Annotated in this window: 4 protein-coding genes; all 4 read left to right on the top strand. The window is 67.6% G+C overall.

Annotation, left to right across the window (positions count from 1 at the left end):
• The first annotated feature begins 122 nt into the window (after positions 1-122).
• A complete protein-coding gene (locus MOM01_RS15755; protein ID WP_241386378.1) occupies positions 123-392 on the top strand; it encodes a GlsB/YeaQ/YmgE family stress response membrane protein in 270 nt (89 codons plus the stop codon).
• A 90-nt stretch (positions 393-482) separates the two neighbouring features.
• Positions 483-2429, top strand: a complete 1947-nt coding sequence (locus MOM01_RS15750) for an acetoacetate--CoA ligase (RefSeq protein WP_241386377.1) — start codon at positions 483-485, stop codon at positions 2427-2429.
• Positions 2430-2494: 65 nt separating this feature from the next.
• Positions 2495-2845, top strand: a complete 351-nt coding sequence (locus tag MOM01_RS15745; protein ID WP_241386376.1) for a hypothetical protein — start codon at positions 2495-2497, stop codon at positions 2843-2845.
• A gap of 298 nt (positions 2846-3143) precedes the next feature.
• The coding region (locus MOM01_RS15740) for a non-ribosomal peptide synthetase (RefSeq protein ID WP_241386375.1) at positions 3144-17040 on the top strand (13897 nt) is incomplete at its 3' end.

The following is a 17040-nucleotide window of genomic DNA, read 5'->3' as shown; positions in this document are numbered from 1 at the left end:
ACGGATTCGCCGAACCGGTACCGAATCGGCCTCCGAGTGAGGTGTTCATGATCGACACTGGGTGGGTACAGGGTCGTCGAGTTGCGCCGCCGCACGCGCGGCGCCGAACAGAGAGGCTCACCATGGGACAGATCATCGGCACGATCATCTTCGGCGCAGTGATCGGAATCCTCGCCAGGCTGGTGATTCCGGGTAAGCAGGCGATGGGGATGCTCATCACCATCGTCATCGGCATCATCGGTGCGCTGATCGGTTACTGGCTCTGGGGGCTCATCGCATCCGAGGGCAACGAGAACACGTCCGGTATCGACTGGATCCGCTGGATCATCTCGATCGTCGTGGCAGTGGTCCTCACTCTGATCTACACGTCCGCAACCCGCGACAGGAGATAGCCGAGCGTCCCGAGCGAGGCCCCGCCCGGATCGTCGGGCGGGGCCTCCGCCGATGCGCAGATGCCGCCCCGGACCGGAAGGTGAACTGTCGTGGAGCCGCAATGGACCCCGACCGATGTGGATATCGAGGAAGCGAACGTCACCGGCTTCACCCGCTTCGTCGAGGAGCGACACGGGCTCGACCTGCCCGACTACCGCGCGCTGTGGCAGTGGTCGGTGGACGAACCCGGCGATTTCTGGCAGGCCGTGTGGGACGCCTACGACGTCGTCTCCCACACCGACCCCGGCCCGGCCCTCGCAGACGAGTCGATGCCCGGTGCCATCTGGTTCCCCGGGGCGGAACTGAACTTCGCCGAGTACGTCTTCCGTGAACGTCCGGCCGACGAGCCCGCCGTCGTCCACCTCGACGAGGAGGGAAACAGACGCGAGATCGTCTGGTCCGAACTCGAGCGCCGCACGGCGGCGCTCGCCGCGACGCTGCGCGCCCACGGGGTCGGAGAGGGCGACCGTGTCGTCGGCTATCTGCCGAACATTCCCGAAGCCGTCGTCGCCCTGCTCGCCACGGCGAGCATCGGCGCGGTCTGGGCCGGCTGCGGACAGGACTACGCCGTGCCCGCGGCGGTCGATCGCCTGGGGCGGCTCGAACCCCGCGTCCTCGTCACCGCGACCGGCTATCGATATGCGGGCCGGTGGCACGACCGCGTCGATGAGGTGGACCGGCTCCGCGCTGCGATGCCCGGTCTCGCCCTGACGATCGTCGTGCCGACCGGCGCGGAGCCGTTCGAGGGGGCCGGCCGCACCGGGGAGATCCTCGACTGGCAGGACGCCGTCTCCGGCGACCACCCGCTCGAACCCCTGCCCGTTCCCTTCGACCATCCGCTGTGGGTGGTCTTCTCGTCCGGCACCACCGGCCCACCCAAGGGTCTGGTGCACGGTCACGGGGGTGTGCTGCTCGAGCACCTCAAGGCGCTGTCGCTGCACCTCGATCTGCGCCCCGGCGACCGCTTCCTCTGGTACACCAGCCCGAGCTGGATGATGTGGAACTTCCTGCTGTCGGGTCTGCTGGTGGGCTGCACCGTCGTCACCTACGACGGTGCACCGTCGTATCCCGAGGTGGACCGATTGTGGCGGATCGCCGCGGACGAACACGTCACGGTGCTCGGGACGAGCCCGGGTTACGTGCTGGCGTGCATCAAGGCCGGGATCGTCCCGCGTGCGGATCACGACCTGTCGGCGCTGCGCGGCGTCGGCGTCACCGGCTCGACGCTCCCGGCCTCGTCGTCGTCGTGGTTGTCGGACACTGCGGGGGAGCACGTGCAGGTGATGTCGATCTCCGGCGGCACGGACGTCGTCTCCGCGTTCGTCGGTGCCGTGCCCACGGTGCCGGTGTGGCCGGGGGAGATCTCGGTGCCCTGTCTCGGGGTGGCCGTCGAGGCCTACGACGAGAAGGGCCGCCCCGTGCGCGGCGAGGTCGGTGAACTCGTCGTGACCGCCCCCATGCCGTCGATGCCCGTGCGGTTCTGGGACGATCCGGACGGCAGTCGCTACCGGGAGTCCTATTTCTCCGCCTATCCCGGCGTGTGGCGTCACGGCGACTGGATCACGATCACCGAGCGCGGCACCTTCGAGATGCACGGCCGGTCCGATTCCACACTCAACCGCCACGGAGTGCGGATGGGCAGCGCCGACATCTATCAGGCCGTGGAAGGTCTGCCCGAGATCGTCGAGGCGCTCGTCCTCGGAATCGAATTACCCGACGGCACGTACCGGATGCCTCTGTTCGTCGTCCTCGCCGAGGGGGCGATCCTGGACGACGAACTGAAGCGGAGAATACGGACGGCCGTTCGCGAACACGCCTCTCCGCGGCACGTGCCCGACGAGATCGTCGTGGCCCCCGGTGTGCCCCACACGCGCACCGGCAAGAAACTCGAAGTGCCGCTCAAACGGATCCTGCAGGGAGCGGACCCCGACCGGGTCGTGGACCGCGCTGCCATCGATGTTCCGGAACTGCTGGACTGGTATCGCGACCGGCCGTGACACCGGTCACTCGGTGAGCGTCGCCTAACTGGACAGCCCCCGCCCGGAATGGTCGGATTGCGACCATGGATATCGCCATCAAGATCCTTCTGATCCTGCACTTCATCGGTCTCGCCGCAATCATCGGCTCGTGGCTCGCGGTCATCAAGCAACCGCGCGTCGTGGTGGGCATGCTGCACGGCGCGATCCTTCAGCTCGTGACCGGTATCGCCCTGGTCGGCCTCCGTGAAGCCGAGGACGTCGTCGAGGTGAACCACATGAAGATCGGCATCAAGCTGCTGGTCGCTCTCGCCGTGCTCGTCGTCGCGATCATCGGGTTGAAGAAGGAGAAGCAGAATCCCGGCTCGTCCGCAACACTCGCACATGTCGCCGGTGGTCTGGGCATTCTCAACGTGATCATCGCCGTGATGTGGTGACGACCTCCCAGTTCCTCGCCCGAGCGGGCCGTTCGGCTGTACCGACCACGCGTGAGCGGGTCGGTACAGCCGTGTAGGTTGGCTCGGTGCGGTCGAGGCGAACGCACTGGATACCGGTGGGTAGGCTACGCCGGGCGATACCTGCCGGCAGGACGGAGCCGGGTGCTGGGCCGCGGTCGATCAGGCATTCACCGCGCCTCGGCACCGTAACGTTCTACACCTGATCGGCAGATAAACGCCCCGGTACGGTGGTGTAGTCGTGGCGGCCGCTGTCCGCAGGTGAGAGGAAGGTTGGGGTTTGGATTCGCTGGGTTTCGGCGCATCGGAGTTCGGGACTGCGGGGGCTCCGGCACACGCATCCGGCGCTGCAGGCGCCGAGGGAGCCGCGCCCGAATCTCTTCCCCATGAGGCCTTCCCCCTCTCTCCGGCCCAGATGGGTATCTGGTTCGCTCAACATCTCGATCCTGACGTACCGATCACCATTGCGCAGTACGTGGACATCGAAGGGGATGTCGATGCCGCGCGACTCGAAATCGCTCTGAACCAGGCGGCCCGGGAACTCGGATCGGGATTCGTCCGGCTGATCGAAGTCGATGCCCAGCCCTTCCAGGTGATCGATCACGATCAGGACGGCTCCGTCCCACTCGTCGATCTGCGTGAGCACGAGGATTCCGTCGCCGCCGCCCACGAATGGATGCGGGCCGAGTACGGGGCTCCCTTCGATCTGCTGAACGATCGGCTCGTCCGGTCGGCGCTCCTCCGGATCGACGACCGCAGGTACTTCTGGTACGCGCGGGTCCACCACATCGCGCTCGACGGCTACTCTGCGACGACACTCGTCAGCCGGTGCGCCGAGTTGTACACCGCCTGGTCCACGGGCGCCCAGGAACCGCCCGCCCCGGACGGGGACCTCCGCCGGCTGAGCGAGTACGAGATCGCCTACCGGCAGTCGGCCCGGTTCGGCACCGATCGCGAGTACTGGCTCGCGCGTGTCGCCGGGTTGGAAGAAGGAATCAGTCTCAGCCGCCGCACCGGCCCTCCCGCGCCGGTGAACCAGGTGTCGAGTGCTCGGCTGTCCGAACGGATCGACCGGCTGGTCGCCGAGGCGGCGGAACGGCACGAGACCTCCCTCGCCAACCTCGTGATCGCGGCCTTCGCAACGTATCTGGGCCGGATGACCGGAAGCGACGAGGTCATCCTCAGCCTCCCTGTCACGGCCCGTATCACCAAGTTCATGAAGAACTCCGGCGGCATGGTGTCCAACATCGTGCCGCTGCGCCTGAACGTCGGCCCCGGCATCGATATCGGCACCTTGCTGACCCAGGTACGCATCGAGGTCACCGGTGCACTGCGGCACCAGCGTTACCGGCACGAGGACATCCGTCGGGACTCGGCGGCCGGCCGGACCCAGCGGGAGTTCTTCGGCCCGCTGATCAACCTGATGCTCTTCCACAACGAGCTCGCGATCGGCGACAGCACGGGGCATCTGCACGTGCTGTCCACCGGCACGGTCGAAGATCTCAGTGTCAACGTCTATCAGAGTGTCGCCGGCTCCCGGACCCACGTCGACTTCGAGACGAACCCCAACATCTACACCGGCTCGGAGTCCCGGGCGCATCACCGGCGGTTCCTCGAATTCTTCGAACGTTTCCTCGAAGCACCTGCCGAGCGGATCGCGCGCTCGGTGGACGTCATGGACAGCGACGAGTTCACGGCAGTCGTCGTCGAGCCCAACCGGACGGACCATGTGGTCGACCGACGGGCCACGCTCGCAGCGATGCTCGACGACCAGGCCGGATCGACCCCCGACGCTCCCGCGGTCACTTTCGAGGGGCGAACTGTCTCCTTCGCCGAGTTCGACGACAGGGTCGGCCGCCTCGCCCGTTTCCTGATCGGGGAAGGCGTCGGTCCGGAGCGTCATGTCGCGGTGGCGATGCGGCGCTCGATCGACATGCTGGTGGCGATCCACGCCGTCGTGCGTGCCGGTGGCGCGTACGTCCCGGTGGACGTCGACCAACCGGGCGAGCGCATCCGCCACATCCTCGACACTGCGGCCCCGGTCGTCGTGCTCGCCGACTCCGATACCGACACGACCGTCTTCGCGGGCCGTCCGGTGCATCCGGTTGCCGAGCTCGACCTCGGATCCTTCACCGGCGGTCCGATTCGCGACTCCGAGCGGCTCACCCCGCTCCGGCCCGGCAACACCGCGTACGTGCTGTTCACCTCCGGATCGACGGGGCGGCCCAAGGGCGTCGCCGTGACGCACGATGCGATCGTCAACCGGCTGGTGTGGATGCAATCGGAATATCCTCTGACCGCAGACGATTCCGTGATGCAGAAGACGCCTGTCACCTTCGACGTCTCGGTATGGGAGTTGTTCTGGCCGCTGGCCGTGGGTGCGCGTCTGGTCGTAGCTGCGCCGGACGGGCACCGCGATCCGGCTTATCTGCAGCAACTGGTCGTGGACGAGAACATCACCGCGATGCACTTCGTTCCCTCGATGCTCGCGGTGTTCACCACCGACGGCGCCGCACGGTGCCGTTCGCTGCGCAACGTCTTCGCCTCGGGCGAAGCGTTGCCGGTTCATTCCGCGCGCCGGCTCGTGGAGTTGTTGCCCGAGGTGCGCGTCCACAATCTGTACGGCCCGACCGAGGCCGCCGTCGATGTGACCTTCCACGAGTTCACGGAGACCGACGAACGAGCCGACCGCTCGTCGGTACCCATCGGACGCCCGGTGTGGAACACCCAGGTCTACGTCCTCGATCCGAATCTGCGACCGGTTCCGCGAGGCGTGACGGGTGAGCTCTATCTCGCAGGTGTCCAGCTCGCGCGGGGTTACGCCTCGCAGCCGAATCTGACAGCCGACAGGTTCGTGGCGAGCGCGTTCGGAGTGCCGGGCTCGCGTCTCTACCGAACCGGCGACCTGGTCTTCTGGACCGACGAGGGAGAGCTCGAATACGTCGGACGCAGCGACTTCCAGGTCAAGCTGCGCGGTCAGCGACTCGAACTCGGTGACATCGAAGCTGCATTCCTGGAGAACCCGCGCGTTTCGCGAGCGGTGGCGCAACTCGTCGCAGGTCCGGCCGGGGATCAGCTCGTCGGATATGTCGTTCCGGCGGCCGGGGCATCGGTCGATCCGGATGTCCTGCGTCGCGAGGTCGCCCTGCGGCTCCCCTCGTACATGGTTCCGTCGTTCGTGATGGTGCTCGACGAGCTTCCACTGAACACGAGCGGCAAGCTCGACCGCAAGGCTCTGCCTCAGCCGGCCGCTGCCGGTGTCCGCGAGTACCGTGCGCCCCGTAACCACGTCGAGCGCGTGGTTGCCGACGCCTTCGCGCAGACGCTCGGCATCGACCGTGTGGGGCTGGACCACGACTTCTTCGAACTGGGCGGAAACTCGCTCGTCGCAACCAAACTCGCACACCTGATCGGTGCGGATCTGGGTGTCCAGATCCCGGTCCGTCTCCTCTTCGATTCGTCCACCGTGGCCGCTCTCGCAGAGCGCGTGTCGATCGTCGCCGGAGAACTGCCGCTGCCCGCGCTCCGGCGCACCGAGCGGCCCGAGATGCTTCCCCTGTCGACAGCGCAGCGTCGCCTGTGGTTCCTGAACAGGCTCGAACCCGAGTCCGCGCTCTACAACCTGCCGTTCGGGGTACGGCTGCAAGGGGATCTCGACGTCGACGCCATGTTCGAGGCGCTGTCCGACATCGTCTCCCGTCACGAGACATTGCGTACGGTCTTCCCCGACGTCGACGGATCGCCGTACCAGAAGATCCTGTCTGCGGACGAGGTCCGCATCGAGCCGGCACTCGTCGACATCCCCGCCGACGCACTCGACGACGAACTGCGGCGTTTCGCCGGGGCGGGTTTCGATCTGGTATCGGAAACACCTTATCGAGCAGCGATATTCCGTCTCGGACCGGCCGACCACGTCGTCGCGGTCTGCTTGCACCACATCGCCGCGGACGGCCTGTCGTTCGCTCCGCTCGCTCGCGACATCCTCGGCGCCTACTCCGACCGGGCCGACGAGCGGGAGCCGGGTTGGCCCCCGCTCGAGGTCCAGTACGCCGATTACACGCTGTGGCAGCGCGAACTCCTCGGTTCCGAGGACGACCCCGACTCTCTGGTCTCGCGCGAACTGAGGTACTGGACGGACGCACTCGACGGTGTTCCGGACCAGCTCGACCTCCCTGCAGACCGCTCGCGTCCGGAGGACGGTACGAGCGACGGGGCGCGGATCCGATTCCGCATCCCCGCCGAGATCGTCGAGGAAATGTCGGCGCTGGCGTCCGAGCTGGGGGTCACCCGGTTCATGGTGTTGCACGCCGCACTGGCGGTGCTTCTGGCACGCCTGTCCGGCACGCGCGACATCGTCGTGGGCACACCGGTATCCGGCCGGGATCTGCCCGAACTGGACGACCTCGTGGGCATGTTCGTCAACACGCTCGCCCTGCGCACACCGGTGGAGCCGTCCGCCCCGTTCGCGGATTTCGTCCGGCAGGTTCGTTCCGTCGACACCGCTGCACTCGCGCACGCGAACGTGCCCTTCGAGCGGCTCGTCGAGGTCGTCGACCCCGCGCGCGTGGCGGGGCGCCACCCGCTCTTCCAGGTCGCACTCTCCATGGACGTGGGAGCGCCGGCCGCCGCAGGTGTCGAGATCCGGGGACTGCAGGCCGCAGTATCCGAGATCGAGGTCGGCACTGCGAAATTCGATCTTCAGCTCACGGTGGCGGATGCGTCCGGGGAGACCGGACTCGAGGCATCCTTCGAGTACGCGACCGGCCTTTTCGACGCCGGCACCGTCGAGTCCTTCGCCGAATGTTTCCTTCGAGTGCTCGGGCGCGGCGTGCAGTTCCCGGACACGCCGGTCGGCGACATCGAGCTGCTCGACGACGCCGAGCGCACTCGTCTTCTGTCCGAATGGAATTCGGTCGGAAGCGACCGGACCTCGGGAGACGAGAACCTCGCCGACCTGTTCGATCGTGCGGTTGCCTCGACGCCCGGTGGCGTGGCCGTCCGATTCGGCGACGACTCGCTGACCTACGCCGAACTCGCCTCGAAGTCGCGCCGGCTCGCGCGCCGGCTGATCGAACTCGGGGTGGGCCCCGAGTCCCTGGTGGCCGTGGCGCTGCCACGGTCCCTCGATCTCGTCGTCGCCCTGGTGGCCGTCGTCGAGGCCGGGGGCGCATATGTGCCGGTGGATCCGAACTATCCGGACGAGCGCATCGCCTTCCTGCTCGAGGACGCATCGCCCGCGGTGCTCGTCACCCGCAGCGGTTCCGGCCTGCCGGAGACCCCCGGCATCGCGACGATCCTCCTCGACGTGGACGACCTGTCGGACGTCGACGAGTCCCCGATCGGCGCGGACGAGCGACGGGGACGGCTGTCGCCGGCGAACACCGCTTACGTCATCTACACGTCCGGTTCGACCGGCCGCCCCAAGGGCGTCCTCGTCCCGCACCGCAACGTGGTTCGTCTGATGGTCAACACCGAGGATCTCTACGGGTTCGGATCCTCGGACGTGTGGACGATGTTCCACTCCTACGCTTTCGACTTCTCGGTGTGGGAACTGTGGGGCCCGCTCCTGTACGGCGGCACTCTCGTCGTCGTCGACTACCTCACCTCGCGTTCGCCCGACCAGTTCCGCGAACTGCTCGTGCGGGAGGGCGTCACCGTCCTCAACCAGACGCCGTCCGCCTTCTACCAGCTCGACGAGGCCGACAGGCGCGCCGGCGGTGACGGGCTCGCTCTGCGCTACGTCGTCTTCGGTGGCGAGGCTCTCGAGCCGCGCCGCCTCGGTGGCTGGTTCTCCCGGCACGACGCCGACAAGGTCCGGCTCGTCAACATGTACGGGATCACCGAGACCACCGTGCACGTCTCGTACCGGCCGATCGGGCCGGAGCTGGCGGTCTCCGGTGCGCCGAGCGTGGTGGGAAGCCCCATCGCCGGCCTGAGTGTCTTCGTTCTCGACGACCGGCTCCGCCCGGTCCCTGTCGGTGTGCCCGGTGAGATCTACGTCGCCGGTGGGCAGCTCGCGCGCGGTTATCTCGGGCGACGAGAACTGACGTCGTCGAGGTTCGTCGCCGATCCGTTCTCGTGTACGGGTGGACGGCTGTACCGGACGGGTGACGTGGCCCGCTGGAGTTCCGCGGGCGAGCTCGAATATCTCGGCCGCGCCGACGACCAGGTCAAGATCCGTGGTTTCCGTATCGAACTCGGAGAGATCGAAGCCGCGGTGACGGCGCAGCCCGGCGTCTCCCACGCCGCCGTCGTGGTGCGCGAGGACACCCCTGGCGATTCTCGGATCGTCGCCTACGTCGTGGGGGAGGAGACGGATTCGCTCGACATCGCCCGACTCCGTTCGGGTGTCGATGATCTCGTTCCCGACTACATGGTGCCGTCGGCCTTCGTGGTTCTCGACAGGCTGCCGCTGACGGTCAACGGCAAGCTGGACCGCCGGGCGCTGCCTGCGCCGGTCTTCGAAGCCGGTGAGTTCCGGGCGCCGGAGACGCCGGTGCAGCAGACCGTGGCGTCCGTCTTCGCCGAGGTGCTCGGCGTGCAGCGAGTCGGTCTCGACGACGACTTCTTCGCCCTCGGCGGCAACTCCCTGGTGGCGACGCGAGTGGTCTCGAGGATCGGCGCTGCGCTCGATACAGACGTCCCGGTGCGTGTGCTGTTCGAGGCGTCCTCGGTGGAGGGCGTCGCGGAACGTGTGCAATCACATGTGGGCTCCGGACGCGTGCCGTTGGTGGCGCAGGAACGTCCGGATCGGGTGCCGCTGTCGTTGGCCCAGACCCGCATGTGGTTCCTGAACAGGTTCGATACGTCCTCGGGTACCAACAACGTCGGCATCGCGCTGCGGATGTCGGGCGATCTCGACACTGCGGCGCTGGCCGCCGCGATCTCGGACGTGCTCGAGCGGCACGAGTCGTTGCGGACCGTCTACCCCGAGATCGACGGTGTCGGATACCAGGACGTCCGGCCGTCGCCGGAGATCGAATTCGACCTGACTCCGATCTCTGTGTCGAGCGCCGAAATCGCCGAACTGGCAACGGAATCGATCACTTCCGGGTTCGACGTGACGGTCGAGGTGCCGGTACGGGTGCGGTTGCTGCAGGTTGCCGACGCGGTGGACGAGTTCGTGTTGGTGTTCGTGGTGCATCACATCGCCGGTGACGGCGTGTCGATGGGGCCGCTGGCGCGGGACGTGATGGTGGCCTACGAGTCGCGGTGCCGTGGTGAGGCGCCGGACTGGGCTCCGTTGCCGGTGCAGTATGCGGATTTCGCGTTGTGGCAGCGGCAGGTTCTGGGTTCCGAGGACGATCCGGATTCGCTGATCGCACGTCAGGTCGGGTTCTGGTCGGATGCCCTGGCGGGGCTACCGGACGAATTGACGTTGCCGACGGATCGTCCGCGTCCGGCGGTGGCGTCGAATCGCGGTGCGATGCTCGTCCACCCGGTGGACGCGCGGGTGCATGCGGCAGTGGTGGGAGCGGCGCGCGAGCGTGGGGTGACCGTCTTCATGGTGGTGCACGCCGCCTTGGCGGTGCTGCTGTCCCGCTTGTCGGGCGCCGGCGATGTTGCGATCGGTACGCCGATCGCCGGTCGTGGTGACCGTGCGCTCGACGATCTGGTGGGCATGTTCGTCAACACGTTGGTGTTGCGCACGCGGATCGATCCGTCCGTGTCGTTCGAGCAGGTGCTCGAGCAGGCACGCGAGGTCGATGTGGCGGCGTTCGGACATGCGGATGTGCCGTTCGAGCGGTTGGTCGAGGTGTTGAACCCGGAGCGTTCGCAGGCTCGGCACCCGCTGTTCCAGGTGCTGTTGTCGTTCCAGAACTTCGAGCGGGCCGGCTTGGAGTTGGCGGGCCTGTCGGTGGCCCCGGTCGAACTCGATGCGGTCTCGGCCAAGTTCGATCTCGATGTCACGGTGGCCGAGCAGTTCGACGAGGCGGGCGCGCCGGCGGGGATGTCGGTGGCGTGGACGTACGCGACGGATCTGTTCGACGAGGCGACGGTGGCGTCGTTCGCGGAACGGTTCGTGCGGTTGGTCGAGGCCGTCACGGCCGAGGCGTCGGTGCCGGTCGGTGATGTGGATCTGCTCGATGCCGACGAGCGGATGCGCGTACTCGAGGTGTCGACGTCGACGGAACCCGCCGCGTGCGGCGCTCTGGTGCTCGACGGCTTCGTCGAGCAGGTCGCGCGCGACCGCGATGCCGTCGCGGTCGTCGCGGACGATCTGGTGTGGACCTACGGCGAGTTCGCGTCGCGGGTGAACTGTCTTGCCCGTCATCTGATCTCGTTGGGTGTGGGTCCGGAGTCGCGAGTGGCGGTGGCGATTCGCCGTAGCCCGGAGATGCTCGCCGCGATCTATGCGGTGCTCACTGCCGGTGGTGCCTACGTTCCGGTGGATCCGGATCATCCGGCCGAGCGGACGGGATATGTGCTCGCGTCGTCGCAGCCGGTGCTGGTGCTCACGACGTCGCGGGATGCGTTCTCCGATGCGGGTTCGGTGCCGGTGGTCGTCGTCGACGAGCTGGATCTGTCGACGGTGTCGGATGCTCCGGTGTCCGGTTCCGATCGCCGTGCGGCGCTTCGCCCGGAGAACACCGCCTATGTCATCTACACGTCGGGCTCGACGGGCCGGCCGAAGGGTGTGGCGGTCGAGCATCGTTCGGTGGTCAACCAGTTGCTGTGGATGCAGGAGCGGTTCGGTCCGGGCGCGGACGATGTCGTGCTGTTCAAGACTCCGTTCACTTTCGATGCTTCGGTGTGGGAGTTGTTGCTGCCCTTGCAGACCGGTGCGCGATTGGTCGTCGCGGCTGCGGACGGGCATCGGGATCCGGAGTATCTGGCGCGGGTGATCGACGAGCAGCAGGTCACCATGGTGCAGTTCGTGCCGTCGGTCCTCGAAGCGGTGCTCGATCACGTGTCGGCGGGGATGTGGGCGTCGCTGTCGGCGGTGTTCACCGGTGGTGAAGCGCTGTCGACGCGAACGGTGTCGCGGGTGGGGCAGCGGTGTGCGGCCCGGGTGCACAATCTCTACGGGCCGACAGAGACGACGATCCAGGCCACCTCGTTCACCTGCACGGCTTCCATGCGGGGTCACGCGGTACCGATCGGGTCCCCGGTATGGGGCACGCGGGCGGTCGTCCTCGACGAGCGGTTGAACCTCGTGCCGGTCGGTGTCGCCGGCGAGCTGTATCTGTCGGGTGTCCAGCTGGCCCGGGGCTATCACGGGCGGGCGGATCTGACGACCGAGCGGTTCGTCGCGGATCCGTTCGGTTCGGGCGAGCGGGTGTACCGCACGGGCGACCTGGTGCGGTGGACGCGTGAGGGTCGACTCGAATACCTCGGGCGCACGGACTTCCAGGTGAAGTTCCGGGGGCAGCGCATCGAACTCGGCGAGATCGAAGCGGCGTTGCTCGGCGCCGGCGGAGTGGCGCAGGCCGCGGCCGCGGTACACGAGGGCGAGTCCGGCGAACATCTCATCGGATACGTCGTCGCGGCAGGCGACGCGGTGCCCGACCCGGAGGCGACCCGCGACGCGGTGCGGTCGGTGCTGCCGTCGTACATGGTGCCCTCGCAGATCCTCGTGCTCGACGAGTTCCCGCTCAACGCTTCGGGCAAGCTCGACCGGCGGGCGCTGCCGGAACCGGTCTTCGAGGCGGTCGAGTTCCGTGCTCCGCGCACGCCGGGGGAGCAGACGGTCGCGCAGGTGTTCGCCGAGGTTCTCGGTGTCGAACGCGTCGGATTGGACGACGACTTCTTCGCATTGGGTGGTAATTCGCTGTCGGCGACGCAGGTCGCGGCGCGGATCGGTGCGGCCCTGGACACGTCCGTGCCGGTGCGGACACTCTTCGAGGCATCCTCGGTGGAGCGTCTCGCCGGCGTCGTCGAGTCGTCCGCCGGAACCGGGCGCACGCCGTTGGTCCGGCAGAAGCGCAACGGCCCGATCCCGTTGTCCTGGGCGCAGCAGCGGATGTGGTTCCTCAACCAGTTCGATCCCGCTGCCGCTACCTACAACCTTCCGTTCGTGGTCCGGATGACGGGGGAGATCGACACCGACGTCGTCGAACAGGCCCTCATCGACGTCATCGAGCGTCACGAAGCGCTGCGGACCGTCTTCCCCGAGGGTGCGCAGGGGATCCCTCACCAGGTCGTTCTGCCGGTGGACTCCCTCGGATTCGAGGCGCGGGTCGAAGACGTCGACGAGAGCGTCCTCCCGGCTCGGCTCCGCGAGTTCGCGGAGAACGGATTCGACGTCACCAAGGACGTGCCGATCCGTGCCCGGATCTTCCGGCAGGCCGTCGACGACATCGCGGTCGCGGTCGTCGTGCACCACATCGCGGCGGACGGTTACTCGTTCGGGCCGCTCTCCTCGGACGTCATCTCCGCCTACACCGCCCGCAAGGCCGGCGACCGGCCGCGCTGGGAGGAACTGCCCGTCCAGTACGCCGACTACAGCATCTGGCAGCGCAGTGTCCTCGGCGTCGAATCGGACGCCGATTCGACTGCTGCCCAGCAGATCGCGTACTGGAAGTCGAAGCTGTCCGGAGTGCCCGATCAGCTCGACCTGCCTGCCGACCGGCCTCGGCCTGCGACGCAGTCGTTCCGCGGCGGTCGCGTGCCCTTCGAAATTCCGGCCGAGTCGTACCGCCGTCTCGTGGACCTCGCCCGTGTCCACAACATGACCCCGTTCATGGCGATGCACGCCGCCTTCGCGGTGCTGCTCGCCCGCTTGTCGGGAACCGGCGACATCGCGGTGGGAACCCCGATCTCGGGGCGAGGTGAATCCGAGATCGACGGGCTGATCGGCATGTTCGTCAACACCTTGGTCCTGCGGACCGAGGTGGACGCAGCCTCGTCGTTCTCGCAACTGCTCGACGAGGTCCGCGACGTCGATCTCCAGGCGATGGGCCACGCCGACATCCCGTTCGAACGCCTCGTCGAGGTGCTCAACCCGGCGCGGTCGCAGTCGCGGCACCCGTTGTTCCAGGTCATCCTGTCGTTCCAGACCGAGGGATCGACTGCGGTGGAGTTGCCGGGTCTGACGGTGCGCGCCGAAGAGGTCGTCGTCGACGTCGCGAAGTTCGACCTGCAACTGACGGTCGTCGAACCGGCAGGTGAGGACTCGCACCGACCGCTGTCGGCCGAGTTCGTCTACGCGGAGGATCTGTTCGAGGCCTCCACTGTGAAGACGTTCGCCGACCGTCTCGTCAGGCTGCTCGAGGCCGTCGTCGACTCGCCCGACATCGCGGTCGGGGACATCGGCATTCTCGACGAGCACGAGCGCCGCGCGCTCGTGCAGAGCGACTCGTCTGTGCCTGCCCCGATCTCCCTGTCCGGCCTCCTGGCGGAAGCAGTGCAGAGGGCTCCTGACGCTCCGGCCGTGACCTGTGCGGGACGCGCCCTCACCTACGCCGAACTCGACCGGCTCTCGAACCGGACAGCACGTCTGCTCGTCGACTACGGGGTCGGCCCCGGCGACATCGTCGCCGTCGCGATACCTCGGTCGATCGAATCCGTGGCCGCCGTCTGGGCGGTCGCGCGGACGGGTGCGGCCTTCGTGCCGGTCGACCCCTCCTACCCGATCCAGCGTGTCGAGCACATGGTGACCGACTCCGGTGCGGTCCTGGGCGTCACCGTCACTGCGGTCGCCGCGGACCTGCCGGCCGGTATCGATTGGCTGGCGCTCGACGCACCATCGGTGACCGAGGAGATCGAGGCACGGTCGCCGGAATCGCTCACCGAGCGCGACCTCGTCCGTCCGATCCGGTTCGCCGACCCGGCCTACGTCATCTACACCTCGGGATCGACCGGGCTTCCGAAGGGCGTGGTCGTCACCCACCGCGGGCTCGCGACCGAGATCACCGACCAGCGTGAGCGATTCGGGATCGAACCGGGAAGCCGTGTTCTGCACTTCGCGTCGCCGAGTTTCGATGCGTCGATCCTCGAGTTCCTGCTCGCCGTGGGTGCGAGCGCGACCATGGTGGTGGCCCCGACGACCGTCGTGGGTGGTCACGAACTGGCCCATCTGCTCCGCACGGAACGCGTGAACCACGCGTTCGTCACGCCTGCCGCGCTCGCATCGATCGATCCCACCGGCCTCGACGATCTCGAGACGGTGATGGTCGGTGGCGAGGCCTGCACACGCGATCTCGTCGCGCGGTGGGCACCCGGGCGCCGGTTCTTCAATCTGTACGGTCCGACCGAGACCACCATCGTCGCCGCCGCGAGCCGATCCCTGACGGGGACCGAGGCGATCGTCCCGATCGGGGACTCCCTGCCCGGCGCACCCTTGTACGTGCTGGATCAGCGACTGCATCCGGTGCCGCAGGGCGTCGCCGGTGAGCTGTACGTCGGGGGTGCGACGGTAGCCCGCGGGTACCGCAATCGTCCCGCTCTCACGGCAGAACGATTCGTGGCGGATCCCTACTCCGCGACGGGTGGACGTCTCTACCGCACGGGCGATGTCGTCCGCTGGATCGCCGCGCCGGGCGGATCGCGCGCACTCGAGTTCGTGGGCCGTGCCGACTTCCAGGTCAAGATCCGCGGCCACCGGATCGAGCTCGGTGAGATCGATGCCGTGTTCTCCTCGATGGACGATGTCGATTTCGTCGCGACGCTCGGGCGGGAGGGAATCGGCGGTGCCCCGGCACTGGTGACCTACGTGACGCTGGCCGAAGGCTCGACCGCCGAGGCGGAGGAACTGCGCGAAGCAGCGGCCGGCTTCCTGCCGCGCTACATGATGCCGAGTGCCGTCGTCGTGATCGACGAGGTGCCGTTGACTCCGGCCGGCAAACTCGACCGCGGTGCGCTGCCGGAACCGGTCTTCGAGACGCGGGCGTTCCGCGCTCCGGCGTCGGTTCTCGAGGAGATCGTGGCCGGTGTCTTCGCGGAGATCCTCGGAATCGATCGCATCGGTGTCGACGACGACTTCTTCGAACTCGGTGGCAACTCGCTCAGCGCCACCCAGGTCGCCTCCCGCATCGGCGCTGCTCTCGACGCGTCCGTCCCCGTCCGGGCGGTCTTCGACAACTCGACGGTGGGCGCGCTGGCGGCGTGCGTCGAGTCGTACGCCGGTGCCGGCGGACGCGAACCGCTCACCGCGGGCCCGCGTCCGAGCCGTGTCCCGCTCTCGCTGGCGCAGCAGCGCATGTGGTTCCTGAACCGGTTCGACAACGAATCGGGTGTCAACAACATTCCGGTCGCCATCCGGCTCTCGGGACGCCTGGACGTCGCTGCGCTGCAGGTCGCCGTCATGGATGTCATCGAACGTCACGAGTCGTTGCGGACGGTCTTCCCCGACACGCCCGCAGGGCCCGTTCAGGTCGTGCGCGAGGCAGCTCCGGTCGTCCCGGACCTGCGTCCCCGCCGGGTGAACGAGACCGAACTGCACGAGGCCTTCGTCGAGCTGGTGTCCACCGGCTTCGACGTCACCACCGAGGTGCCCGTTCACGCACGCCTTTTCGCGCTGTCCGACACCGAGTTCGTGCTCGTGATGGTGGTGCACCACATCAGCGCCGACGGATGGTCCATGGGACCGCTCGCCCGGGACGTGATGATCGCGTATGCCTCCCGCTCCGAATGGGAAGCGCCCTCGTGGGTGCCGTTGCCGGTGCAGTACGCCGATTACGCCCTGTGGCAGCGGCGTGTGCTCGGTGCGGAGGACGATCCGGACTCGCTGATCTCCCGGCAACTCGCGTACTGGCGGGAGGCTCTGGCCGATCTCCCGGAGGAGATCGGGCTCCCCACCGACCGGCCGAGGCCTGCGGTGTCGTCGTACGCCGGCGGACGCATCACCTTCGAGGTGGATGCGGGTCTGCATGCGGGGGTCGATGCGTTGGCGCGTCGTGAGGGTGCGACGCCGTTCATGGTGATGCATGCGGCGTTGGCGGTGTTGTTGTCGCGGTTGTCCGGTAGTGAGGACATCGCGATCGGTACCCCGATCGCCGGTCGTGGTGAGCAGGCTCTCGACGATCTGATCGGCATGTTCGTCAACACGTTGGTGTTGCGGACCGAGGTGGATCCGGGGGTGGGCTTCACGGAGTTGCTGGGGCAGATCGCGGAGAAGGATCTGGCGGCGTTCGGGCATTCGGATGTGCCCTTCGAGCGGCTGGTGGAGGTCCTCGATCCGGTGCGGTCGCAGGCGCGGCATCCGCTGTTCCAGGTGATGCTCGCCTTCCAGAACC

The sequence above is a fragment of the Rhodococcus sp. CH91 genome (assembly GCF_022554085.1).
Classification (GTDB): domain Bacteria; phylum Actinomycetota; class Actinomycetes; order Mycobacteriales; family Mycobacteriaceae; genus Rhodococcus.
This window is presented reverse-complemented; position numbering and strand designations above follow the sequence as displayed.